The sequence below is a fragment of the Pseudobacillus sp. FSL P4-0506 genome (genome assembly GCF_038003025.1).
In the GTDB taxonomy this organism is placed as follows: Bacteria; Bacillota; Bacilli; order Bacillales; family Domibacillaceae; genus Pseudobacillus.
Window position 1 is genome coordinate 1,603,195 of record NZ_JBBOOI010000001.1, and the last position, 23,392, is coordinate 1,626,586.

Annotated in this window: 22 protein-coding genes and 1 pseudogene; 19 read left to right on the forward strand and 4 right to left on the reverse strand. The window is 41.2% G+C overall.

Annotation, left to right across the window (positions count from 1 at the left end; translation table 11 throughout):
• Window positions 1-26: 26 nt before the first annotated feature.
• Window positions 27-845: a histidinol-phosphatase HisJ gene (hisJ, locus tag MKZ02_RS07875; RefSeq protein WP_340852870.1), complete on the reverse strand. Its 819-nt coding sequence runs from the start codon at window positions 843-845 to the stop codon at window positions 27-29.
• Between the two features lie 192 nt (window positions 846-1,037).
• Between hisJ and ezrA the strand changes: the two genes are divergently transcribed.
• The 9 genes and pseudogenes from ezrA (at window position 1,038) to rarD (ending at window position 11,334) form a co-directional block, all read left to right on the forward strand.
• Entirely contained in the window at window positions 1,038-2,726 is a 1,689-nt protein-coding gene (ezrA, locus tag MKZ02_RS07880) for a septation ring formation regulator EzrA (protein WP_340852872.1), read from the forward strand.
• A 145-nt stretch (window positions 2,727-2,871) separates the two neighbouring features.
• Complete coding sequence (locus MKZ02_RS07885; RefSeq protein WP_340852873.1) at window positions 2,872-4,008, forward strand: cysteine desulfurase family protein; 1,137 nt, start codon at window positions 2,872-2,874, stop codon at window positions 4,006-4,008.
• 5 nt (window positions 4,009-4,013) lie between these two features.
• Window positions 4,014-5,216, forward strand: coding sequence for a tRNA uracil 4-sulfurtransferase ThiI (gene thiI / locus MKZ02_RS07890; protein WP_340852874.1), 1,203 nt, complete (start codon window positions 4,014-4,016; stop codon window positions 5,214-5,216).
• Window positions 5,217-5,569: 353 nt separating this feature from the next.
• A pseudogene (locus MKZ02_RS07895) lies at window positions 5,570-6,238 on the forward strand (sensor histidine kinase); the annotation flags it as partial.
• A 158-nt stretch (window positions 6,239-6,396) separates the two neighbouring features.
• Window positions 6,397-7,977 carry an acyl-CoA synthetase MbcS gene (gene mbcS / locus MKZ02_RS07900; RefSeq protein ID WP_340852875.1) on the forward strand — a complete coding sequence of 527 codons (1,581 nt, stop codon included), beginning with the start codon at window positions 6,397-6,399 and terminating at the stop codon, window positions 7,975-7,977.
• Between the two features lie 297 nt (window positions 7,978-8,274).
• Complete coding sequence (locus MKZ02_RS07905) at window positions 8,275-8,604, forward strand: PadR family transcriptional regulator (protein WP_120033813.1); 330 nt, start codon at window positions 8,275-8,277, stop codon at window positions 8,602-8,604.
• The gene (locus MKZ02_RS07910) at window positions 8,591-9,148 is read left to right on the forward strand and encodes a DUF1700 domain-containing protein (protein WP_340852877.1); all 558 of its coding nucleotides are present in this window, start codon (window positions 8,591-8,593) and stop codon (window positions 9,146-9,148) included. The genes MKZ02_RS07905 and MKZ02_RS07910 overlap by 14 nt, the downstream gene beginning before the upstream one ends.
• A complete protein-coding gene (locus tag MKZ02_RS07915; protein ID WP_340852879.1) occupies window positions 9,145-10,149 on the forward strand; it encodes a DUF4097 family beta strand repeat-containing protein in 1,005 nt (334 codons plus the stop codon). Before MKZ02_RS07910 ends, MKZ02_RS07915 begins: the two co-directional genes overlap by 4 nt.
• 255 nt (window positions 10,150-10,404) lie before the next feature.
• Window positions 10,405-11,334, forward strand: coding sequence for an EamA family transporter RarD (gene rarD, locus MKZ02_RS07920; protein WP_340852881.1), 930 nt, complete (start codon window positions 10,405-10,407; stop codon window positions 11,332-11,334).
• A 154-nt stretch (window positions 11,335-11,488) separates the two neighbouring features.
• Here the strand turns inward: rarD and MKZ02_RS07925 are convergent, their stop codons facing one another.
• Window positions 11,489-12,289, reverse strand: coding sequence for an NAD kinase (locus tag MKZ02_RS07925; protein WP_120033805.1), 801 nt, complete (start codon window positions 12,287-12,289; stop codon window positions 11,489-11,491).
• A gap of 145 nt (window positions 12,290-12,434) precedes the next feature.
• Here MKZ02_RS07925 and sppA point away from each other — a divergent pair, with 145 nt between their 5' ends.
• The 7 genes from sppA to MKZ02_RS07960 all read left to right on the forward strand — a co-directional run bounded on the left by sppA (window position 12,435) and on the right by MKZ02_RS07960 (window position 18,158).
• On the forward strand, window positions 12,435-13,445 hold the full coding sequence (sppA, locus tag MKZ02_RS07930; protein ID WP_340852886.1) for a signal peptide peptidase SppA: 1,011 nt from the start codon (window positions 12,435-12,437) through the stop codon (window positions 13,443-13,445).
• A 14-nt stretch (window positions 13,446-13,459) separates the two neighbouring features.
• Complete coding sequence (locus MKZ02_RS07935) at window positions 13,460-14,038, forward strand: RDD family protein (RefSeq protein WP_406909366.1); 579 nt, start codon at window positions 13,460-13,462, stop codon at window positions 14,036-14,038.
• A 127-nt stretch (window positions 14,039-14,165) separates the two neighbouring features.
• On the forward strand, window positions 14,166-14,786 hold the full coding sequence (locus MKZ02_RS07940; protein WP_340852889.1) for a DUF2953 domain-containing protein: 621 nt from the start codon (window positions 14,166-14,168) through the stop codon (window positions 14,784-14,786).
• 27 nt (window positions 14,787-14,813) lie between these two features.
• Entirely contained in the window at window positions 14,814-15,245 is a 432-nt protein-coding gene (gene ytfJ / locus MKZ02_RS07945; RefSeq protein ID WP_340852891.1) for a GerW family sporulation protein, read from the forward strand.
• A 97-nt stretch (window positions 15,246-15,342) separates the two neighbouring features.
• On the forward strand, window positions 15,343-15,843 hold the full coding sequence (tpx, locus tag MKZ02_RS07950) for a thiol peroxidase (protein WP_120033795.1): 501 nt from the start codon (window positions 15,343-15,345) through the stop codon (window positions 15,841-15,843).
• 74 nt (window positions 15,844-15,917) lie between these two features.
• A complete protein-coding gene (locus MKZ02_RS07955) occupies window positions 15,918-16,907 on the forward strand; it encodes a class I SAM-dependent methyltransferase (protein WP_340852895.1) in 990 nt (329 codons plus the stop codon).
• 60 nt (window positions 16,908-16,967) lie between these two features.
• Window positions 16,968-18,158, forward strand: coding sequence for an acetate kinase (locus MKZ02_RS07960; RefSeq protein ID WP_340852897.1), 1,191 nt, complete (start codon window positions 16,968-16,970; stop codon window positions 18,156-18,158).
• Window positions 18,159-18,245: 87 nt separating this feature from the next.
• On the opposite strand, the gene MKZ02_RS07965 is transcribed toward MKZ02_RS07960, so the two are convergent.
• A complete protein-coding gene (locus MKZ02_RS07965) occupies window positions 18,246-18,830 on the reverse strand; it encodes a YitT family protein (protein ID WP_120033789.1) in 585 nt (194 codons plus the stop codon).
• Window positions 18,831-19,078: 248 nt separating this feature from the next.
• On the opposite strand from MKZ02_RS07965, the gene MKZ02_RS07970 reads away from it, so the two are divergent.
• A complete protein-coding gene (locus MKZ02_RS07970) occupies window positions 19,079-19,924 on the forward strand; it encodes an EcsC family protein (protein ID WP_340852899.1) in 846 nt (281 codons plus the stop codon).
• Window positions 19,925-20,094: 170 nt separating this feature from the next.
• On the opposite strand, the gene MKZ02_RS07975 is transcribed toward MKZ02_RS07970, so the two are convergent.
• Entirely contained in the window at window positions 20,095-20,436 is a 342-nt protein-coding gene (locus MKZ02_RS07975; protein WP_340852901.1) for a hypothetical protein, read from the reverse strand.
• Between the two features lie 217 nt (window positions 20,437-20,653).
• Between MKZ02_RS07975 and MKZ02_RS07980 the strand changes: the two genes are divergently transcribed.
• On the forward strand, window positions 20,654-21,862 hold the full coding sequence (locus tag MKZ02_RS07980) for an argininosuccinate synthase (RefSeq protein ID WP_445324326.1): 1,209 nt from the start codon (window positions 20,654-20,656) through the stop codon (window positions 21,860-21,862).
• Window positions 21,859-23,253, forward strand: a complete 1,395-nt coding sequence (gene argH, locus MKZ02_RS07985) for an argininosuccinate lyase (RefSeq protein WP_340852902.1) — start codon at window positions 21,859-21,861, stop codon at window positions 23,251-23,253. The genes MKZ02_RS07980 and argH overlap by 4 nt, the downstream gene beginning before the upstream one ends.
• Window positions 23,254-23,392: the final 139 nt, after the last annotated feature.

Here is a 23,392-nt window from a genome sequence, read left to right on the forward strand (position 1 = left end):
TGGATGGCTCCTTTATCAAACGTATTTTATGGACGAGGAACGGCTTGCTCTTGCAGAGGAAACATTTCTTTGTAGCCTTGTCCGATATCCTTAGATTGATGAGCATCTGACCCGTATACAAGCGGGATGCCCATTTCCCGGGCTTTTTGGGCAACTTCTAACGGTGGATAAGATTCCAGGCAGAACGGTTTCATCAGACCAGCGCCGTTAAAGTCAATTTCATAGCCATTGGCTTTTATCGTTGTTAAGAGATTTTCTATTTCAGCGCTGAAGTCTGCTTCGCACGGGAAGCGGTGTTGAAATTTATGCACGAGCGTCAAATGGCCAATTCGCTTCGGTTTGAATGGGCCGAGATCCTCTTCAATAGAGCGCTGTACAGTTTCAAAATACTTTCTATATAGAACAGTAGTCGATCCAAAGATTTTTATCATTTCTCCAAATAAATCCACGCTATAATCAAGACAGTACCAGTTAGATTGCTCTTTTAAAAAGTGAACAGACAAAACAGAGTCATCAAGAAGTGGACCATACTCATTCAAAAAAATGGACGTTTCTTTTTCGAAGCCCTCAATATAATCAACTTCCAGTCCGATTTGGATAGCTACATCGGTTGCATACTCTTGTTTTACTTGCTGCAAAGCAGAAAAGTAGGCATCTAAATCGCTTCGTTTCATTCCGCTGTCCTTTGTAGGCGTACTATCTACAAAGCCGAAGGGCAAGGGAGCGTGTTCAGTGAAAGTGAGCTGGGAAAAACCTTGGTTAATTGCTTCCTCAATGTAGCTGTTCAGCGAATCCTTCGTTCCGTGAGGACAAAAAGGTGTGTGAATGTGTCCGTCTCTTTTCATAGAACAACCTCCTGAAAAATAATCCTATTTATAGTGTAACAAAAATTTTAATCAGGAGCTTAAAAAAAAACGAGTTTTGTCGTCAAAAAATGCTACATCCTGTGGTATCATTAGTAATAATTGAGTGAAATTTATATCTTACCACATAGATGAAACGATTACTTTTGCTGGCAGAAGAACAGGGGGCTTACGATGAAATTCATCATTGCTGCGATTTTAATAGCAGCCATTTTAGTGATTATCGCCTATTTTAATAGAAAAAAAATATACAAAGAAATTAATATGTTAGAAAAAAGGAAAACGGAAATTATGAATCGGCCAGTCACTGACGAATTGGCTAAAGTGAAGCGCCTTAACATGACGGGTCAGACGGAAGAACTTTTCGACCGTTGGCGGCAAACATGGGACGAGGTGCTTGCTGTCGATTTAGCCGACGTTGAAGAAAAGTTATTTGAATCAGAAGAACGATTGGATCAATTTAGATTTGGCAAAGCAAAAGAGATCAATGAAACCATCGTCAGCAGGCTGGAAGAGGCTGAACAGAAAGTGGAAGGCATCCTGACCGAGCTGGATGAATTAATTGGCAGTGAGGAGAATAACCGTGAAGAGAGTGAAGAACTGAAAGAAAAGCGCCGGTCGGCAAGAAAGCAGCTGCTTGCTCATCGCCACACATTTGGCAAAGCTGCATCCGTGCTTGAAATTCAGCTTGATGCTCTATCCTCGGAGTTTGATAAATTTGAAGAGCTGACTAATGAAGGAAACTATCTCGCAGCTAGGGAGATCATTTTAAAGCTGACTCATGATATGGATACCATTCTACATAAGATGGAAGTTATTCCGGTGTTGATGGCTGAAACAACGAACTTGTTGCCAGCACAGTTAAATGAAATTGAATCTGGCTACAAAGAAATGAAGCAAAAGGGCTATTTGCTTGACCATTTACAGATTGAAAAAGAAGTTGCCAGCTTGCGTCAGCAGCTTTCTCTTTATAAAGATTTTATTATTAAAACGGAGACGAACGAAGTAGAAGTGGGAATTCAAGATGTAAAAGAAAACATAGAATTCTTTTATGAGCTGCTTGAGAAAGAAGTCGATGCCAAGCACTTTCTTGTGAAAAATGAGAAGGCAACGAGGGAGCAGTTAGACAATGTGCGGACTGCCAATGAAGAGTTGCAGGCGGAGACGGAACATGTGCGACAAAGCTATCAGCTAGCAAAAGATGAATGGGTCGTCCCTCAAAAGCTGGAAGAAGATATTTTTCGCCTTGTAAAGCGGTACGATTTATTAGAAGCCAGAATTACCGAACAGAATACGGCCTATTCTTTTTTACATGAAGAATTACAAGAACTGCAATCTCAACTTGAAGAGCTGCAAAAAGAACAAGCGAGTTTTAGCCGCTTCTTAAAAACATTGCGCAAGGATGAGATGGCTGCCCGTGAAAGTCTGGCGGCACTCCGCAAGAAGATCAATGAAATCTTCCGTATGGTCAATAAAAGCAACATGCCAGGCGTACCGGGGTTTTATCAGTCGTTGACAGAAGAAACAACAGAGCGTATTGGCGAGGTTGTACAGGCATTAAATGAAAAGCCATTAAATATGAAAGCCGTTCAGGAAAAACTAAGTGAGGCGGTTTCCTCTGTAAGCAACCTTGAGCGTAAAACAGAGGAAGTGATCGAGCAAGCCGAGCTTGCTGAGCGTATTATCCAATACGGAAACAGATATAAGCGTTCCCATCCGGCTATTAGTGATCAGCTTTACGAGGCGGAACGTGCTTTTCGCAATTATGACTATCGCTCCGCTCTTGAAGAAGCGGCTACAGCGATCGATAAAGTTGATCCAAAAGGGTTGAAACAGCTTGAGGATATGATGAATAAAAAATAAACAGAAGCGGTGCCGGCAGATTGGCCTTCAATTTAGCCGGGATCGCTTTTGTTATGTTTACAGCTATGTATATGGGAAGTTTTCTTCAACACATAGCTATGTTATGATAAATAGTTGAACAAACTGAAATGAAGCAGGTGCGATCATGATTTATTTTGATAATAGCGCAACGACAAAACCATACAAAGAAGCTTTGGCAACTTTTATAAAGACAAACGAGCAATTTTTTGGTAATCCCTCCTCTCTTCATCAGCTAGGCATGCAGGCGGATCGCCTGTTGGCGGAAGCTCGTAAGCAAATTGCTTCATTGATAGGCGGAAAGCCAGAAGAGGTAGTCTTTACTTCTGGGGGAACGGAGGCAAATAATTTAGCATTAAAAGGAGCGGCTCTTGCGAACAGGCAACGGGGAGATCATATCGTTACCCAGCAAACTGAACACCCTTCAGTGTTGAATGCGTGCCGGCAGCTTGAAGAGCTTGGATTTCGAGTAACCTACTTGCCGGTTGATGAATCGGGAAAAGTTTCTGTGCAAGAGCTGAAAGAAGCAATGACAGATGAAACGATTGTCGTTTCTATTATGCATGTTAATAATGAAACAGGGGCGATTCAGCCAATAGCGGAAATCAGCCAGCTGTTGAAAGGGTACCCGAAAGCCCTATTTCATGTGGACGATGTACAAGGCCGCGGGAAAGTAGAATTAGATCTTGACGGGATCGATCTTTGTTCTCTATCTGCGCACAAGTTTCACGGGTTAAAAGGAAGTGGTGTGCTGTACAAGAAAGAAGGAGTCAAGCTTTCTGCACTCTTATCCGGTGGCGATCAGGAAAGAGGCTGGCGGAGCGGCACAGAAAATACAGGCGGGGTTGCTGCCATGGCTAAGGCGCTGCGTCTGACAGAGGAAAAACGAGTGAAAAGCGTCCAAGAAATGAGGGGCATTCAGCAATTTTTGCGTACGGAACTGGAAAGGATCAGCGGGGTAACCATCCATACACCGAAAACAGGCTGTGCTCCCCATATTTTAAACTTTTCAATTGCTGGAATGAAAGGGGAAGTACTCATTCATGCTCTTGAAGAACAAGGTTGTTATTTATCCACAACGAGCGCCTGTTCCTCCAGACAGAAGAAAACGAGTACCGTATTAACAGCGATGGGACTGCCGGCAGCCGTAGCTGATAGCAGTGTCCGACTGAGCCTATCTTATAAGAATACAAAAGAAGAAGCGCAGATATTTATCCGGGTGTTAAAAGAAATCATTCCTAAACTAACGAAAGTCCAGAGGTGACAACGATGAATTACGACCGCGTATTAATTCGATACGGTGAGCTTTCTACGAAAGGACGTAATCGTAAACAATTCATAACTAAATTAAAAAGAAATATTTTGTTGGCGTTAAAAGAATTTGCGGGAATAAAGATTGAATTAAGTCATGATCGGATGTTTATCCATTTAAATGACGTACCGTTCGAAGCGATAAAGGATCGGCTAAGTCACGTGTTTGGCATCCAATCATTCAGCCCTGTGGTCCGTACAGCCCATGATATCGAAGAGATGAAAGTAGCTGCTCTTGAACTCGTTAAACGAAATTTTAGTGCAGGAAAAACATTTAAAGTATCTGCCCGCCGTTCCGATAAGCAATTTGAGTTGGATACGAATGAAATTAATTACGCTATTGGCAGCCACGTGCTCAGGAACATCGAAGACTTAACTGTGGATGTTAAACACCCTGATATTAATCTGCTTGTAGAGGTTCGCAAGGGAGGCGTCTTTTTATCATGTGAGAAGTATCCAGGGGCTGCTGGACTGCCGTCAGGGGCAAGCGGAAGAGCAATGCTTTTGCTTTCTGGAGGAATTGATAGCCCTGTAGCTGGCTATTTCATGTTAAAGAGAGGGGTAGAAATCGAAGCTATTCATTTTCACAGCCCGCCATATACGAGTGAGCGAGCAAAGCAGAAGGTGATTGATTTAGCTGAGAGGCTGACTGCATTTGGAGCGGAAATCAAGCTTCATATCGTTCCTTTTACCGCCATTCAGCAAAAAATTCAAGAGCAAGTGCCCGAGAATTATACGATGACCTCAACAAGACGCATGATGCTAGCCATTGCCGACAAAATTCGTCAGAAACGTGGTGGACTGGCCATTGCAACCGGTGAAAGTCTCGGACAAGTGGCAAGTCAGACGCTTGAGAGCATGAGAGCCATTAATGATGTAACATCTACACCGGTACTACGTCCGCTCATTGCAATGGACAAGCTTGATATTATCGATATAGCCAGAAAAATAGGCACTCATGACATTTCGATTTTGCCTTATGAAGATTGCTGCACAATTTTTACACCACCATCTCCAAAAACACGGCCAAAGCTTGAAAAAGTACAGCATTTCGAGAGCTTCGTTAACTTTGAAGAGATGATTGATCAAGCGATAGAAGAAATGGAAACAATTCAGCTTCCTCAAGAAAAAACAGCCAGTGAGTTTTTGGATTTGCTGTAATCATAAAAACCTTACATTCATTAAGTCTGATGAATGTAAGGTTTTTTGATTGGTTTTCTTGCTAGTTATTCCTTTTTAAAGTGTTTTTCGCATCTGTTTTTAAAATCCGGTTGTTTTCACATTAGAAAATCAACGAATTTCTTTATTTATCTTGTAAGATAAACATCAATAGGTGAATGGACATAGAATTATAAAACAAGTGTTTGTTTCATAAATAACAATAAACACCTGTCCTTTTAAAGTAAGGGTAACCGTGTTCAGAAAAGAGATAGATCAAAGCTTAAGAATTTTTAAGGATTTTTGTTCCTTTTTCTTCAGGTTTGAATTTTAAAGTAGGATTACAAATCTAAACCAATGAACTGATTACAAATGTTTCTCACGATTTAAGGACACCTTTAACATCTATTATCGGATATTTAGATTTACTGAAAAAAGAACAATACGTGAGTAAAGCGCAATTTCAAGAATACGTTGAAACTATTTATTCAAAATCGCAAAGACTAAAACACCTAATTGATGAACTGTTTGAGTATACTCATTTATCAAGTCCAGATGTTACGTTAAACCTTAATGAAGTAGACTTGTCAGGTTTGTTGGAACAAGTAGTTGGAGAATACATGCCTATTTTTGAAAAGGAACAATTAAGTGTTCAAAAATCAATTACAGAAGAAAATATCCCTATTTTAATGGATATAGAAAAGATGGTTCGTGTTTATGATAATCTTTTTATGAATGCAATAAAATACAGTAGAAAACCATCTGAATTATTAATAAGCCTGGAACTTAAAGCAGACAAAGCGATCTTGAAAGTATCAAACAAAGTGGAGAATCTCCCTGTTAACGAGGCAAATAAATTGTTTGAACGGTTTTTCAGGGGCGATAAGGCAAGAAAAGATAATCAAGGCACGGGACTTGGACTTGCTATCTCAAAGAGGATTGTTGAACTTCATCATGGTATTATTCATGCGGAATATAGAGAAGGTTGGTTGAGCTTTATTGTTGAACAACCTGTACGTATGTAATGGCTTATGGGATCGAATGTTCCATAGGCTTTTTTAAAAGCTGTTGTCTGCGCAAAACAAGTATTAAAAAGATAAAAGTAACAGATTGCTATGTTAAAATATTTTAAAGTTTTCCATTATTCTGTATAATGGAGACATATTATTAAGGGGGTAGAATAATGAAAAGAGAAGACTTGCTTGCACCTGAAAAATATAACATCGTCATGGAAGTAGAAAAATTTGCAAAAGACCCCGATCGACTGGCGCTAAAGTGGGAGAATGAAGCCGGGGAAAAAAAGGAAATTACATATGCTCAATTAATAAAAAATGTAAATAAGATTGGAAACGCTTTCCTTGCGAGCGGATTAAAAAAGGGAGATCCGATTCTTATTATGGTGCCGCGTTTAATTGAAGCATACGAGGTGTTTCTTGCCGCCTTAAAAACAGGCCTGATTATTATCCCAAGTGCAGAATTGCTGCGTACTAAAGATTTAAATTATCGCATCGAGCATGCTGGTGTACGAGGGGTTGTCTGCTACGCGCCATTTACCGAGCAATTTAAACAAGTAGAAAAGATAAAAGAATTAACTGCCTTTTCATTCGGAGGAAAGGTAGAAGGATGGATAAACCTTGAGGAAAAGATGGCCGAAGCTTCCGATGAGTTGGAAATCGTTGACACATCGAAAGACGACATTGCCTTTCTTCCTTACACATCAGGTACAACCGGCAATCCTAAAGGTGTCGTTCATACGCATGCATGGGGGTATGCGCATCTTAAAACAGCAGCGCCAAACTGGCTCGGTATCAAAGAGGGAGATACTGTTTGGGCCACTGCAGGTCCTGGTTGGCAAAAGTGGACATGGAGCCCGTTTATGTCCGTTCTTGGTTCTGGAGCTACAGGATTTGTATACAATGGAAAATTCGAACCGAAAAAATATCTGGAGCTGCTTGAGCAAAATAAAATCAATGTATTATGCTGTACACCAACCGAATACCGACTCATGGTGAAAGTAGATAACTTGGCAGACTATGATTTATCAAGCCTTCATAGCGCTGTGTCCGCTGGCGAACCGTTAAACCGCGAAGTCATTGACACGTTCCGCAAATATTTTAACGTTGACGTGCGAGATGGGTATGGCCAGACAGAGAGTACACTTGTAATTGGTGTATTAAAAGGAATGGAAGTCAAACCTGGATCTATGGGAAAACCAACGCCGGGCAACCGTGTAGAGATTATTAACGATGAAGGGGAGCCTGTAGAGGCAGGGGTCGTAGGAGATATTGCTGTTCACATCGATACACCGGCTCTATTTAAACAATATTATAAAGATCCAGAAAGAACGGCTATGCAATTTAGGGGAGATTACTACTTAACTGGTGATAAAGCTAAAAAAGATGAGGACGGCTACTATTGGTTTGAAGGGCGCGGAGATGACATTATTATCAGTTCAGGCTATACGATCGGACCATTTGAAGTAGAGGACGCGCTCGTTAAGCATCCGGATGTTAAAGAGTGTGCCGTTGTGGCCAGTCCGGATGAAATTCGTGGCCACATCGTTAAAGCATTTGTTGTCTTGCAAGAAGGGGTGGATGCAAAAGATCCTCAATTGGTGGAAAAGCTGCAAAACCATGTCAAGGAATTAACCGCTCCGTATAAGTATCCTAGAAAGATAGAATTCGTTGAAGACTTGCCTAAAACTACTTCCGGAAAAATTCGCCGCATTGAATTGCGTCAGGCCGAACAGCAAGTGAAAAGTTAATTTTAGAAAAATTAAACATACTGCCGTGAAATAAAAGCGTCTGTTTCTAAAGAATTCGAAAAGCACCTCGCTCATCAATGCCCGAATGAGCGAGAGCTAGATCATATAAAAGTACCCCTTAAGTCGGATCATCGCTATAGATCCGGCTTATTTTTTTGCTTGAATGATGGGTGATTGAATCATTTTCCATTTTTATTGTTCAGTACCTTGCATTGATCAGTACTATCGGATATGATATAGCTATCGACTAGTGAATAATATTTAATAGCTGTTATTAGTTTATAGGAGGTGAAATCCTTGAACGTACAATTTAAAAAAGGTGTTTTAGAATTGTGTGTTTTGATTTTAATCAAATCAAAGGACCAGTACGGATATGAATTAGCACAAAGTATTTCCGGGAAAATTGAAGTGGCTGAAGGAACACTTTACCCATTATTGAGACGATTAACAAAGGAGGACCTCTTAACAACTTATCTTTTAGAGTCAACAGAGGGGCCGCCAAGAAAATATTATTCAATTACAGCAAAAGGAATCGATTATATGAATAGTTTAATTCAAGAATGGCAGCAATTTTCAAATGCAGTGAATCAGTTCATTGAGGAGGGGATGAAAAATGAAAAGGAATGAATTCATGAAAAAACTGGAGGCCTATCTTGCGAAGGTTCCTGAACATGATCGAAAAGATATGCTTTATGATTTTGACGAGCATTTTACAGTGGGAATAGAAAATGGAAAAACAGAAGAAGAAGTCGTAGAGGAACTCGGAGATCCTCATCTCATTGCCAAGGATTTAATTGCGGATTATCAGATGATAAGGGCAGAAAAAGGACCATCTGTTCCTAATACATCCCGTACGGTCTTCGTAACGATAGGTTTAAGCTTTTTTAACCTAGTATTTCTGCTAGGACCAGTCATTGGGCTGATTGGAGTATATTTTAGCCTATGTGTAACGGCATTTTCATTCACAGTCTCTCCATTGTTGGCTGTGCTTTGGGGAATTTTTACGGGTTTTGAGGACTTTATGATTCAGTTTTTTATGTCCGTTACTTTATGCGGCATTGGAATTTTACTAAGTATAGCTATCATTCATATCGGGAAATTTTCTTACAAAATCATGCTGCAATATACAAAATTTAATATAAAAGTGATGAAAGGAGGGAAAATATCATGAAAAAACTGGTTATTGTTGCGTTTGCACTAATTATCATAGGACTGATCGGCACAGCCTCTTCACTTTACTTTTCAGATATACACTTGCTTGAACCTGTTAAATGGAAGGAAGAGCAAACGGTTGAAGCCAGTTCAATAGACAAAATCGATATCGATTCGGCTGCTGTTGATACTATAATTGAAAAAGGAAATAGTGATCGTGTGAAAGTTGAATTAATTGGAAAAGAAAGCAGGAAAAGAGACGGAGAATATGATCTAGTCATTGATGAGGATCGTGATACATTGAAAGTTAAGGTGAAGCATCATATCAAGTGGGGAATTACCTTCTATAGCCATGTTCAATTGCATGTAAAACTACCAGAAAAAATGTATAAATCCATTGCCTTAAAGACTACATCGGGTGATATTACGTTGGAAGACGGCCAGGCAAACAAGGCGACATTCCAATCCAATTCGGGAGACCTAATCATTAAAGAGACTGTTTTAAAGGAAGAATTGAACGCTGAAACAACCAGCGGAGATATTGAGGGCGAAAGCAATCATGCATACAACCTGTCACTCAAAAGTAGCAGTGGGGATATTTCAATAGATCATACGAAAGTTGAAAAACAGGTAAAGATACAAGGGGAAAGCGGAGCTATTATAGCCAATCAATTAGACGCAGAAAAATCTGATCTGTCGGTTAAATCAGGAGATATTAACCTTAAGGATATAAGTGGAGAAGTTTTAGCGAAAGCACAGTCTGGAGACATCGAGATTCGTCCTAATGAGCAAGCAGGCAACGTGAATTTAGAAACATCAAGTGGCACTGTCCTTATAGATACAAGTCAAAATTCGTTGCCATTTTCCATTGATTTTAAAGCCGGATCCGGGGAGGCCAGCATTCGTGCATCCAATGTGACTTACACAACGAAGGAAGAGCATCGAGTGATCGGGAAAATTGCCAATGGCAAACTGCAGCTTATCGTACGAACCAAATCAGGAGACTTCCAGCTAAAATAGGAAACGAGGGGAAACAGCAATGTAGTATTGCTGTTTTTCTTATGTTCAACGGCTTTTACCGTTCGATCTTTGTTGTGTCTCATCTATAAACCTGCAGACGAATTGCTGCAGGCTATCTTAGGAAACTTACCTAGTTTGGCCTTTGGATAAGTTACTTTTGTTTAGCCCGGTTCTTTCTTAGCTGTTCTATTGATTTTTAAAAGGAAAGGAGTATAATGAAATTTATTTCGGGAGTGGAAGGAAATAGGTGATCACATGAATGAGCAGACAAAAAAAGGGGCTCTATACATATTTTTATCTTACTTACTATGGGGACTATTCCCAATATATTGGAAGATGTTGGAGCATGTAACCGCTCATGAGATTCTTGCTAATCGTGTACTCTGGTCGTTTGTTTCAATGGTGCTGCTGCTCGTGTTTACTAGAAAACTAAGAGACTTAAAAGCTACGCTCCAAACAATGAAAGAGAAGCCAAAGCAGGCAGCGGCTCTTGTCATTGCTTCTTTTCTTGTGAGCGGCAACTGGTTTTTGTTTATTTGGGCGATCAATGATGAACGTGTGATAGAGACAAGTCTAGGTTATTACATTAACCCGCTCATGAGTGTGCTGCTCGGAGTTTTTGTTCTAAAAGAGTCTTTGTCTAAAGCACAGGTATTTTCTGTTGCTTTGGCAGCCATTGGTGTAGCGATTATTACGATATCCTATGGTCAACTGCCATGGGTATCACTGGGGCTCGCTGTAACTTTCGCTTTATATGGATTAATGAAGAAAACCATTCAAGTGGAGGCAGCTGTCGGTTTAACGCTTGAGACTTTTTCGGTTACGCCAATTGCGGTTGCCTTTCTTGTTTATTGGTGGTCCAAAGGAGAGCTATTGTTGTTTTCTGGCTCATTTTCTACCGATGTACTGTTAATGCTTGGCGGAGCCGTGACAGCACTTCCATTGCTGATGTTTGCAGCGGGCGCACCGAAAATTCCGTTGTCAATGATTGGCATTTTGCAATACATCACACCAACTATGACGCTGTTGCTTGGTGTGTTTGTTTATCAGGAGCCATTTTCTGTTATCCAGTTTGTTTCTTTTTCATTTATTTGGCTAGCGCTGGTTGTGTTTACACTTTCTCAGACAAAATGGTATCAAAAAAGACATTTAATGACGAGAAAACAAGAAAAAGGAAGCGCCTAATAGACGATAGTCCATTAGGCGCTTCTTTTTTCTTGTTCTAGCTGCATACACTAGCAAGTGAGCTGATTTTACACTCTCTATCGAAGGCTGAAAAACGCCTACTTGTTGGGGAGTCCAATCCGATGTCATACGGAGCATGTGCCTTGCGCTTTTCTTATAAAAAGGCCCGTTTTACTTTGTGCCAGAATGAGTTATCTTTTAGTTTCAATGTTTTTACGCGTCTATTGCTTAATGAGATGTTTACTTCTTCAATATGCTGGATACTCAGTGCTTCATTATCGATCCCCATAATTGGATAGTTGTTGCTCCCTTTCAGCATTTTCAGCGTTAGTGTACGATCGCCGCTCAATATAAAAGAGGAGCCGAGTGTGCGGTAGCGCTTATTGTTTAGCGAGGCTAGCTCGCTCACCTGCATGCAAGGAAGCAGCGGATCGACTACCGCTCCGCTTACGGACTTATTGTAGGCTGTACTGCCTGTCGGTGTAGCAATGATCATCCCGTCACCGCGGAACATTTCGAAATGGAGGTCATCGATATACACATTCATCTCCATTGTCTTAATAATGCTAGATTTAATGCTGAATTCGTTTAAGCAGTAAAAGACAGCTTCTTCATCGACAGAAATTTGTAAAACGGGATAACGGCGAACTTCCATTTCTGCTTTAGACATCACTTCAATGAGGCTTGCGATATTGTCTGCATGAAAATCACAATACATATTTAACTCATTAAAAATAGAAATACCGGCATATAGGCAATCCTCGCGGAATCCGGTTTTTTGAACAGCCTGCAAAAATGTGCCATCGCCGCCGATGCTGACAATGATATTTGCATCTGCTGATTTTTCAACGATAGTAAAGCCGTGTTTTACGGCAAGCTTTTTTATTTCTGCTACTTTTTCTGCCACATTTTTTCGGCGGGTTTCGTAAAAATAGACATTCCGGCGCTGATCCATAAGAAAGTCTCCTTTTTTTTGGGAAAGTTAGTATGGTTGTTATTAAATGATTTGTTAGAATAAGGTGTACCTGTTTCAAGTTTACCATGTGCCAGCTGTTTTTTCGAAGCTGGTGAACTAAAAAGATAGGGAAGGAGAGAGTAAATTGAACAAAAAGAGAATGGTTGCCCTCGCACTGGCTGCTGGATTATTTATTGTTTCCATTATTGTTAATGTAGCATCCATGGCAATGAAAACAGACTTTTCTAAAGCGTTCGAAAGCGCGATGGGAGCCAGTGATGAGGATTTCACCGAGCAGGTGGAGCAAGAAGGGAATGCTGCGAAAAAGATTGCCGTTTTGCCAGTGGAGGGAGTTATCCAAGATACGGGCACGGCTGAATCACTTTTTTCGTCTCCCGGCTATAATCATCGACAGTTTATGAAAAAACTCGATAAGGTTCAGGAGGATGACACGATAAAAGCTGTCATTCTACAAGTAAATTCACCGGGTGGCGGAGTAGTGGAAAGCGCTCAAATTCGCGAGAAGATTTTAGAGATTAAAGAAAAAACGAAAAAACCATTTTATGTATCCATGGGTTCGATGGCAGCTTCAGGCGGCTACTATATTTCAGCTCCCGCTGATAAAATTTATGCGAGCCCTGAAACGTTGACTGGCTCACTTGGAGTCATTATGCAAAGCGTCAATTATTCAAAGCTTGCGCAAAAGTATGGAGTTGATTTTGTTACCATAAAAAGCGGTCCTCACAAAGACATTATGAGCCCGACGCGTGAAATGACAGAAGAAGAAAGAAAAATTCTACAATCAATGATTAATAACTCCTATGAAGGTTTCGTTCATGTTATCGCTAGTGGGCGCGGGATGTCGAAAGAGCAAGTCAAAAAAATTGCTGATGGCCGCATCTATGATGGCCGCCAGGCAAAAAAGCTTAACTTGATTGATGATTTTGGTTATCTTGAAGATACCATTGATGCATTGAAACAGGATAAAAACTTAAAAGGTGCCCAAGTGGTGACGTATGAGTCTAATCTTGGCCTGCCGTCTTTCTTAACAGCGAAAGCGCAGCAGCTGATCGGTGGAAATGATGAAGTCCAAGCGTTAATGAAAATCTTTTCACATCCAAATTCTCCGCGGCTGATGTATTTATATGCGGAATAAAGGAGGGACAGATGATGAGAGAAGATTGGAACAATGAAACGGAAGAGACAAAGCGTCCTGAGGAGGAGCAGCCAACAGAAGAGCCTGCGCATGCGTTCGGTCCACCGGTAGAAGAAAAAGCGCCGTTGGCTGTTTCTGCTCCACCTGTTTTACATTATGCCGGCTTTTGGATGCGGTTCTGGGCGTATCTTCTCGATTTAATTGTAGTCGGAAGCATTTCCCGCCTTCTCGTCTATCCGTTATTTCGGGCCGTTGGGATCGATACGACAGGCGATGGGCTCTTTTCCGCAGTTAATATAGCGACCGCCCTTGTTTTTTATTTATATTTTGTTTTAATGACAAAATGGTGGGGGCAAACGGTGGGAAAAATGGTGTTTGGCCTAAAAGTTATTTCATTGACGGACTCCGGTCTTTCATGGAAGACGATTTTATTCCGCGAGTGGATTGGCCGCTACTTATCTGTAACCATACCTTTTTTATATGTACTTGTTGCCTTTTTATCAAGAAAACAAGGACTGCATGACTATTTTGCGGGTACAACAGTTATCCACGAGTATTCACTAGCTGTTCAGTCTCCTGTTCATTCCTTATAAAAAAGCTGTCGGCTGATTGCCGGCGGCTTTTTTATGCTCTTTGTAACCATTAGAGAATACGTTGGTTCCTCATGTTTACTTTCTTTTTCCTGCGGACAAACTGTTTAGCGAAAAAGGAGGGAACCGTATGGGTTACGTATGGTGGGGACTGGCTGTTTTTTTAATTCTTTGTTTATCTATATATTTCCTGAAAATCAGGCTCCTTTTTTACTTTTTTCGCGTACCTGAAAGCAAAGAGGCCTATGTCCGTTTTTCCTTCCTTCACGGACTGCTATCTTATACTCTCTATATTCCACTTACAGACAGTTCAATTTCTGAGACTCAAAGAAAAAGAGCAGATGAAGAAGTGACACCTGAGGAGGCGGAAAAATTTTTCATCCAAGTGAAGGAGAAGTTGGAGCACATTGAAAATCTTCATTATATTATTCGTTCATTTTTAAATAAAATAGAAATCCACACTTTTTTGTGGCGGACAGCTATCGGTATGAAGGACGCCGCCTGGACAGGTGTGGCAGCAGGTTCGCTCTGGGCTATAAAAGGAAGTGTCCTTTCAGCCGCACATCGCATGATGAATATGACTGCCATTCCTGAAATCGAGGTCACACCCGTTTTTGGCCAATCTATTTGGAAAGTGGAATGTTCGTGTATGATTTCCTTTCGTGCAGGGCATGCTATAACTGCAGTTATTCAACTATTTTTTCACCGGCGAAGCCGAAAAAAACGTTCGAATACCGGGCTGTTTTTTTAAAATGCGTAAACAACTGGAGGGATGAACATGGGCGACCATCCAATCGAAGGATTAATGACCACAGCTATGGAAAACTTGAAAGATATGATTGATGTCAATACAATTATTGGAGATCCGGTGGAAACACCTGACGGCAGTGTAATTATGACTGTTTCTAAAGTTGGCTTTGGCTTTGCGGCAGGCGGAAGTGAATTTATGCTTGATAAGCAGGGAGAAGGCCAGGGGAAAAGCCCGTTTGGCGGCGGTAGTGGGGGCGGTGTGTCCATTACACCTATCGCTTTTTTAATTGTTAATTCAAGCGGTGTACGCATGCTTCATCTAGACGAAAACACACATTTGTTAGACAAGATTATTGACCTCGCGCCGGCTGTCATAGATAAAATTCAAAATATGCTTAACCAAAAAAATCAGTCCAAACAATCGTCAGCTAAAAAATCTTCTTCAGATTTTACAATTTAGCAGAGAGATTGAGCAATAGCAGGACTTTTCCTTGCATTTCCCTCGTTCAAACAAGTATGATATTAAGTGTGAAAAAGATGGAGGAGGGATTAGGAATATGGCAAATATAACATTCAAAGGAAACCCGGTCACACTGCTTGGAAACGAAGTAAAGGTGGGCGACCAGGCACCTGCTTTTACAGTGCTTGCAACAGACTTATCAGAGGTTACGTTAGCCGATTCTAATGGCAAAGTGCGTTTAATTAGTGTGATTCCTTCCATTGATACAGGCGTGTGTGAGCAGCAAACACGCAAGTTTAATGAAGAAGCTTCTAAAATTAGCAATGCAGAAGTCATTACTATTTCTGCCGATCTTCCGTTTGCACAAAAGCGTTGGTGTGCGGGAGAGGGACTGGAAAATGTAAAAATTTATTCTGATCATCGCAATATGTCGTTCGGGGATGCTTATGGTGTTCATATGAAAGAACTCCGCCTATTGGCACGTTCTGTATTCGTCTTAGATAGCGAAGGGAAAGTTACATATGTAGAATATGTAAGTGAGGGAACGAACCATCCGGACTATGAAAAAGCGATTGAGGCAGCAAAATCCGCCAAGTAAAAATAAAAAATGAAAGGCTGGCTCTTTATGAGTCAGCCTTTTTAAAGCGATAGAGACTTACAGGAGGAACGAATATGAGTGACTTTTCCCCGATTGAACACCTATTTAAAATCTTCGATGAAACAGCGGCTATTCTTCAGCAAGAGCTAGAATGCTCTTATCTAGATGCATTAGCAGAAACTGCGGAAAACTTATTTCAACAAAAAGTTTTGCAAGAAGAAATGAGCGATTTTACGAAGAAACGGGTATGTAAAAAATATGAGGAAACAAACCTTGACAATTATTCGAAAGAGGAAGTTCGTCAAGCTTATCAGTTCGCTATTTTAAAAGGAATGCAAGAAAATGTACAGCCGCATCATCAAATGACACCGGATTCTATCGGATTATTTATGAGCTATTTACTGGAAAAATTCATGCAAGGAAAAAAAGAATTTACCCTTCTTGATCCCGCGGCTGGAACAGGGAATCTTTTGATGACAGTTTTAAATCGCCAACCGGAAGCAGCCATTGCCGCTGCAGGGGTAGAAATAGATGATTTATTATTAAAACTCGCCTGGTGTGGAGCCAACTTGATCGAGCAGTCTGTCCAGCTTTATAATCAAGATGCATTAGAGCCATTGTTAATTGACCCAGTGGATGCAGTTATTTGCGACTTGCCAGTCGGCTGGTACCCTAATGATAGAAGGGCAGCAGACTATGAGCTGCAAGCGGAAGAGGGACATTCCTATGCCCATCATTTATTTATAGAGCAAAGTGTAAAGCATACAAAGCCAGGTGGTTATCTATTCTTGCTTGTTCCAAATGGTTTATTTGAGGAGGCGGGAGCTGATAAGCTGCATCGCTTTTTTCAAAAACATGTTCATATTCAAGGGCTGATTCAATTGCCAATGACTATGTTTAAGAACAAGCAGGCGGCAAAAAGTATTTTGATTTTACAAAAGCAGCAAGTGGAAAGCCTTGCACCAAAACAAGTATTTTTGGCAACCATGCCATCTATGAAGGACAGAAAGGCCATGCAGTCGATCATGATAAAATTGGAGACATGGTTCAAAGAAAATAAGTAAAAGCTAGATAATTGAATATAATCGGCCGTGCCAGCACTTTGTGAAAATGAGGAGGTCTTTATGTCAAAAGTTATTGCCATTAACGCCGGGAGCAGCTCATTAAAGTTTCAGCTGTTTGAAATGCCGGAAAAACGGGTTATCACAAAGGGACTTGTGGAACGGATTGGCCTGCCACGAGCCTTATTTAACATTACAGTAGACGGGCACAAACAAAAAGAAATCATGGATATTCCGAACCATGCAGAAGCGGTCCGGATTCTCTTAGATAAACTGACCGACATGGGGATTATTCAATCGCTTGAAGAAATAAACGGTATCGGCCATCGTGTGGTTCATGGAGGAGAAATATTTACAGATTCAGTCATCATTACGGATCAGGTGATAGAGAAAATCGAACAGTTGTCCGATTTAGCACCGCTCCATAATCCAGCAAACGTAACCGGAATCCGGGCATTTAGGGAAGTGCTTCCTAATGTGCCGGCCGTTGCCGTTTTTGATACGGCTTTTCACCAGACGATGCCCGAGAGTTCGTTTTTATACAGTCTGCCGTATCATTACTACACAGATTACGGCATTCGAAAATATGGTTTCCATGGCACCTCTCATAAATATGTTTCACAGCGGGCGGCCGAGTTGCTTGAACGGCCCATTGAACAGCTGCGCTTAATTTCCTGTCACCTCGGAAATGGTGCGAGCATTGCAGCAATCAGCGGCGGCAAGTCGATTGATACGTCCATGGGATTTACACCGCTTGCCGGTGTTACCATGGGTACGAGATCAGGGAATATTGATCCAGCTCTTATTCCATTTATTATGGAAAAGACAGGGAAAACAGCGGATGAAGTACTAGATGTGTTAAACAGGGAATCAGGGATGCTCGGAGTTTCCGGTTTCTCCAGCGACCTTCGCGATATTGAAGAAGAAGCAGCCAAGGGAAATGAACGAGCTGAGCTTGCTCTTGAAGTGTTCGCCGGTCGAATACATAAATACATTGGCTCCTATGCAGCACGGATGTCTGGGGTTGATGCCATTATTTTTACAGCTGGCATTGGAGAGAACAGCCCTGTTATTCGCGGTCGTGTACTTCGCGGACTTGAATTTATGGGCGTCTATTGGGACCCTGCGCGCAATCAAGTGCGCGGTCAAGAGGCTTTTATTAATTATCCTCATTCCCCAGTTAAAGTCATCATTATTCCAACAGATGAAGAAGTGATGATCGCCTGCGATACGGTAAAACTAGCGGGATTATAATGATATAAGGAAGCTGTCAATTTCAATGATAGCAAGAGGAACATCCTCTGGCATTGTATGGAACTCCCATTCTATGGCAGAGGATGTTTATTTTGAATAAATATTTACTGAGCGAAACGAAGTAAGAATAGTTACTAAAAAGGCAACAGCCATTAGTGTAAGTAAAGAATAGATCATTGTGGGGTCCTTAAAAATCCATAAGCCGGAAGCAAGGATCAACGAATCCATAAAGAAGATAAAAAAACCAGCATTGACAGCCAGGTGTTTTGACAGCAAAAGAGCTAATAAATCCACCCCTCCTGGAGAGATGTGATACCTTAGCATTAAACCGGTTCCGGCTCCAATGAATAGACCACCAACACAAGCACTCATCAGGATAGGCAGGTCAATTGTTCCTTTCAGAGGGAGAAGTAGATCGATTGCGACGGGCGTTAAAAGAGTCCCATATAAGCTGTTAAAAAAATACGATCTTTCCAACTTAAAAGCGAGAAGATAGATTGGGAAATTTAAACATAAAATAGTAATTCCTATTTTAAATCCCCATAAATAGTTGAATAACAAGCCAATTCCAAACACTCCTCCTTCGAGAAGATGAAAGGGAAGAATGAATCCGTTAATCCCTATTCCAATGAGCACAGCTGCAAATCCAATAATAAGTATCTTTTTTACGATCTTATCCTCTCCTTGTCCAAGTCCTCGTTAAAAACTATGCAATGGAAAGGGTTCCTATTCCGAGGGAAAAGCAAAAGCTGCATTTGAACTACTCTACGCCTTGATCCAGAGTGAGGACGGGGAATCCAGCTAAATAAAGGAGAAGCTACTTGTCAACCACTGTTTTTTGTCAATCCGTCGAAATTGACTTTTACTGGTTGATGATAGAAAATGAAAGGACGGAAATAGCATGGAAAGGGGACGCGAATATGGCTTGGACAGAACGGGAGAAAGCCGTTTGGGAAGAAATCATGGCGTGGGAACAGTCAATGGCTGACTATGACGGCAATGACTTTCAATATACATATTCGAAGTGGTTAAATGCAGCACTGGCAACTATTCCTGAAGAGGCGCTTTCTTCTTTTTTCGGACAGCTAGACAGTGTGCTGTTTCATATGCACTCGTTGCTTCAAGGCTCACAATTTCAAAATGAAGCGAGGGACCGAATTTTAACATCTGCTCGCGTATTTAGAGAAGATGTGGAAGTACTGGATGATTTAAAAAAGCTAACGATTGATCAACTTCGCTACTTGAATAGCCAGCAGTCATCAAGGCATCGACTTTATTCACTCATTCAGGGCGGGATTACCGGGACAGGAGGCGCCATTCCGCTTAGCACTGACTTTGCGGCCATGGCCGTTCTTAACCTGCGAGCCATCCAAATTACTGCAATGACGTACGGATATGATCCTCAGTTGCCATTTGAAATGATGGCTTCTCTGAAAGTCTTTCATGCTGCTGCTTTGCCTGAACGACTCAAAGCCGATGGATGGCAAGAGCTGCTAATTGATCTTGAGGAAAGGGAACATCCTTATTTTTACAATGAAACGGAACAACTGATCGATCCGTCGTGGATGGAAGGTCAGATAAAGCAATTTAGCAAGCTGCTAGCTATTACGCTGTTTAAAAATAAAAAAATGGCAAATCTGCCGCTTATTAGTCTAGCGATTGGTGCCGGAGCGAATTATCGCTTGACAAAAAGCATGACCGAATTTGCTGAAAAGTATTATCAGTACCGTTGGCTGCAGGAAAAGAAAGCGTCTAGAGCCTTTTAGGAGCTGCGTATAGAAAAGGTAATTGGATACTAAAAAAGAGCGTTCGGGTGCCGCAGCCCAAACGCTCTTTTTTACTTTTATCTTAATGGAAAGATTGTGGTTAATTTCACATTTATGTGAATAACTGAGGAAATGTGTAATTTATGTATAAAAAAATAACAGCCGGCAGTTTATTGATGACGGCTGTTATTGTCGGCTGCATTGATTTCTCTAGGCTGATTTTTTATGGAAGGAGTCGTGCGGAACCAAAGCCATAAATCATTAATAATGGAAGCAAGCTCACTGATTTCTTCATTAAGACGGCAGGAGAGTGAAAAATCTTCTTCGTGATTCAGCTGGTGCTGTAGGATGTTAATCTGCTTCTCAAGCTCTTGTATGCGATCGGGAATACTTCCACGGATATTTTCCCATTTTTGAAGGATTTTTTCTTGCTCCACGGATGGGTATTTTTCCCATTCCTTTTCAGAATAAGGAAGTAAAATACCAAGCCGTTCATGTAAAAGAAAGTGCATATAAGTCTCCTCTTTTTTTCTTTTATCGTATCTGTTTTCCGGATTTTCTGCAAAAGAATTTGGGGGATTGATTATTTATTCAACAAAATGAATTTTTTTCAAATAAATGCTTGAAAGCTAAGAAATAACATGTTATATTTTATTCATACAAAAGAATAAAAATAAAAATAAATGTATATTTATACTAATAGATAGCAGCTAAGAGGAGGAAATATCAATGAACAAAAAAGTAGTGTTAGCTTATTCCGGCGGTTTAGATACATCAGTAGCCATCCCGTGGCTAAAGGACAAAGGATACGATGTAGTAGCCTGCTGCTTAGATGTAGGAGAAGGGAAAGACTTAGCATTCGTAAAAGAGAAAGCTTTGCAAGTGGGAGCTGTAGCCAGTTACATGATTGATGCAAAAGAAGAATATGCAAATGAATATGCATTGCTTGCTCTTCAAGGTCATACGCTCTACGAAGGGAAATACCCATTAGTATCCGCGCTGTCACGTCCGCTTATCGCGAAGAAGCTAGTAGAGGTAGCTGAAAAAGAGAATGCGGTCGCTGTGGCTCACGGATGTACAGGGAAAGGAAACGACCAGGTTCGTTTCGAAGTGTCGATTAAAGCATTAAATCCAAACCTTGAGGTGTTAGCGCCTGTACGTGACTGGAAATGGTCGCGCGAAGAAGAAATTGAGTATGCAAAACAAAACAATATTCCGATCCCGATTAACTTAGACAGCCCGTTCTCTATTGATCAAAACTTGTGGGGAAGAAGTAACGAATGTGGAATTTTAGAGGATCCATGGGCAGCTCCTCCGGAAGAGGCTTATGATTTAACCGCCTCTCTTGAAAACACACCGGATGTTCCGGAAATCATTGAAATTCGGTTTGAACAAGGCGTTCCAGTTGCATTGAATGGGCAAAACTACTCTCTAGCTCAGTTAATTCTTGAGTTGAATGAGATTGCCGGCAAGCACGGTGTTGGCAGAATCGACCATGTAGAAAATCGTCTGGTTGGGATTAAATCAAGAGAAGTGTATGAGTGCCCAGGTGCGATGACATTAATTTTGGCGCATAAAGAATTAGAAGACTTAACACTCGTTAAAGAAATGGCTCATTTCAAACCAGTCATTGAAAAGAAATTGACTGAATTAATTTATGAAGGACTTTGGTTCTCACCATTGAAAAAAGCGCTTGAAGCATTTCTGAAACAAACACAGCAGTTTGTCACTGGAACTGTACGTGTGAAATTATTCAAAGGCCATGCGATTGTTGAAGGAAGAAAGTCTGAGTACTCATTATACGATGAAAAATTAGCTACTTATACAACAGAAGATCAATTTGACCATGAAGCAGCAGTAGGCTTTATCCAGCTTTGGGGTCTGCCGACAAAAGTGAATTCTATGGTTCAGCAAGAGAAAGTGAAAGTCCAGCAATGAGCAAGCTTTGGGGAGGACGCTTTCAAAAAACAGCTGAAGAATGGGTAGATGAATTCGGCGCCTCTATCCACTTTGATCAGGAGCTTGTTTTTGAAGACCTTGAGGGCAGCATGGCACATGTAACGATGCTCGGAAAAACGGGCATTTTAACAGAAGAAGAAATGAATCAAATTTTGGGCGGCCTTGAAGCTTTAAAGAAGAAAGCTTCAAAAGGTGAATTAATATTCTCGGTTGCCCAAGAGGACATCCATTTAAATTTGGAGAAATACTTGATCGAAGAAATCGGAGCGGTCGGCGGCAAGCTGCATACCGGACGCAGCCGTAACGATCAGGTTGCCACTGATATGCATTTGTACTTGAAGAAGCAAGTCAAACTTATCATTGGATTGATTGAACAGTTTCAAGCAACTTTGGTGGAAAAAGCAGAACAGCATGTGGAAACACTTGCGCCTGGCTATACCCACCTGCAAAGAGCACAGCCGATTTCATTCGGTCACCATTTAATGGCATATTTCTGGATGCTGCAAAGAGATAAAGAGCGGTTTCAGGAAGGCTTAAAGCGCATAGATGTCTCGCCTTTAGGGGCGGGAGCGCTTGCTGGAACCACCTTCCCGATTGACCGTGAATTATCAGCAGATCTGCTCGGGTTCTCCGGGGTGTATGCTAACAGCATGGATGCAGTCAGTGATCGGGACTTTATCCTTGAGTTCTTAAGCAGTTCCTCTATTTTAATGATGCACTTATCCCGTCTTGCTGAAGAAATGATTCTTTGGTCGAGCCAGGAATTCCAATTCATTGAAATGGACGACGCGTTTTCTACTGGCTCAAGCATTATGCCGCAGAAGAAAAATCCTGATATGGCGGAGTTAATCCGTGGAAAAACAGGACGCGTTTATGGAAACCTGTTCAGTTTGCTCACCGTATTAAAAGGCCTGCCACTTGCATATAACAAAGATATGCAGGAAGACAAGGAAGGCATGTTCGATACGGTACATACGATCATTGGTTCCTTGAAGATCTTTACAGGAATGGTTCAGACCATGAAGGTGAATGAGGGCCGCTTAGAGGAAGCTGTCCACAATGATTTCTCCAATGCTACGGAGCTCGCCGATTATTTGGCGTCAAAAGGCATTCCATTCCGGGAGGCACATGAGATTGTTGGAAAACTTGTGCTTCATTGCATTCAAAATCAATGCTATCTTGCCGATCTGTCTTTAGAGGAGCTAAAGTCAGCATCAGCGAACATTGAAGAAGATATTTACCAGGTGTTGTCTCCATATGAGGCCGTTAAAAGAAGGAAGTCTTTAGGCGGCACTGGTTTCGACCAGGTTCAGCTCCAAATCGAGACAGCCAAGCATTTGGTAAATGAAAAACAGCCCCTTAAGAAGTAAGGGGCTGTTTTTGTTATGCCTATTATTTGCGACATCCTCGTTTGTTCCTGTTTTGTGCTTTTCTTTCCCGCTCTTTCTGTTATTATTCCTGCAGTTACACACTAAACCCTCATCATTCATAAGCAATAACGAGTAGCAT

What these genes read in the sequence shown, in the direction of transcription:
- hisJ (WP_340852870.1), bottom strand. Translation starts at nt 845, where the DNA reads ATGAAAAGAGACGGACACATTCACACACCTTTTTGTCCTCACGGAACG.
- ezrA (WP_340852872.1), top strand. Translation starts at nt 1,038, where the DNA reads ATGAAATTCATCATTGCTGCGATTTTAATAGCAGCCATTTTAGTGATT.
- MKZ02_RS07885 (WP_340852873.1), top strand. Translation starts at nt 2,872, where the DNA reads ATGATTTATTTTGATAATAGCGCAACGACAAAACCATACAAAGAAGCT.
- thiI (WP_340852874.1), top strand. Translation starts at nt 4,014, where the DNA reads ATGAATTACGACCGCGTATTAATTCGATACGGTGAGCTTTCTACGAAA.
- mbcS (WP_340852875.1), top strand. Translation starts at nt 6,397, where the DNA reads ATGAAAAGAGAAGACTTGCTTGCACCTGAAAAATATAACATCGTCATG.
- MKZ02_RS07910 (WP_340852877.1), top strand. Translation starts at nt 8,591, where the DNA reads ATGAAAAGGAATGAATTCATGAAAAAACTGGAGGCCTATCTTGCGAAG.
- MKZ02_RS07915 (WP_340852879.1), top strand. Translation starts at nt 9,145, where the DNA reads ATGAAAAAACTGGTTATTGTTGCGTTTGCACTAATTATCATAGGACTG.
- rarD (WP_340852881.1), top strand. Translation starts at nt 10,405, where the DNA reads ATGAATGAGCAGACAAAAAAAGGGGCTCTATACATATTTTTATCTTAC.
- MKZ02_RS07925 (WP_120033805.1), bottom strand. Translation starts at nt 12,289, where the DNA reads ATGGATCAGCGCCGGAATGTCTATTTTTACGAAACCCGCCGAAAAAAT.
- MKZ02_RS07935 (WP_406909366.1), top strand. Translation starts at nt 13,460, where the DNA reads ATGAGAGAAGATTGGAACAATGAAACGGAAGAGACAAAGCGTCCTGAG.
- MKZ02_RS07940 (WP_340852889.1), top strand. Translation starts at nt 14,166, where the DNA reads ATGGGTTACGTATGGTGGGGACTGGCTGTTTTTTTAATTCTTTGTTTA.
- ytfJ (WP_340852891.1), top strand. Translation starts at nt 14,814, where the DNA reads ATGGGCGACCATCCAATCGAAGGATTAATGACCACAGCTATGGAAAAC.
- tpx (WP_120033795.1), top strand. Translation starts at nt 15,343, where the DNA reads ATGGCAAATATAACATTCAAAGGAAACCCGGTCACACTGCTTGGAAAC.
- MKZ02_RS07955 (WP_340852895.1), top strand. Translation starts at nt 15,918, where the DNA reads ATGAGTGACTTTTCCCCGATTGAACACCTATTTAAAATCTTCGATGAA.
- MKZ02_RS07960 (WP_340852897.1), top strand. Translation starts at nt 16,968, where the DNA reads ATGTCAAAAGTTATTGCCATTAACGCCGGGAGCAGCTCATTAAAGTTT.
- MKZ02_RS07970 (WP_340852899.1), top strand. Translation starts at nt 19,079, where the DNA reads ATGGCTTGGACAGAACGGGAGAAAGCCGTTTGGGAAGAAATCATGGCG.
- MKZ02_RS07975 (WP_340852901.1), bottom strand. Translation starts at nt 20,436, where the DNA reads ATGCACTTTCTTTTACATGAACGGCTTGGTATTTTACTTCCTTATTCT.
- MKZ02_RS07980 (WP_445324326.1), top strand. Translation starts at nt 20,654, where the DNA reads ATGAACAAAAAAGTAGTGTTAGCTTATTCCGGCGGTTTAGATACATCA.
- argH (WP_340852902.1), top strand. Translation starts at nt 21,859, where the DNA reads ATGAGCAAGCTTTGGGGAGGACGCTTTCAAAAAACAGCTGAAGAATGG.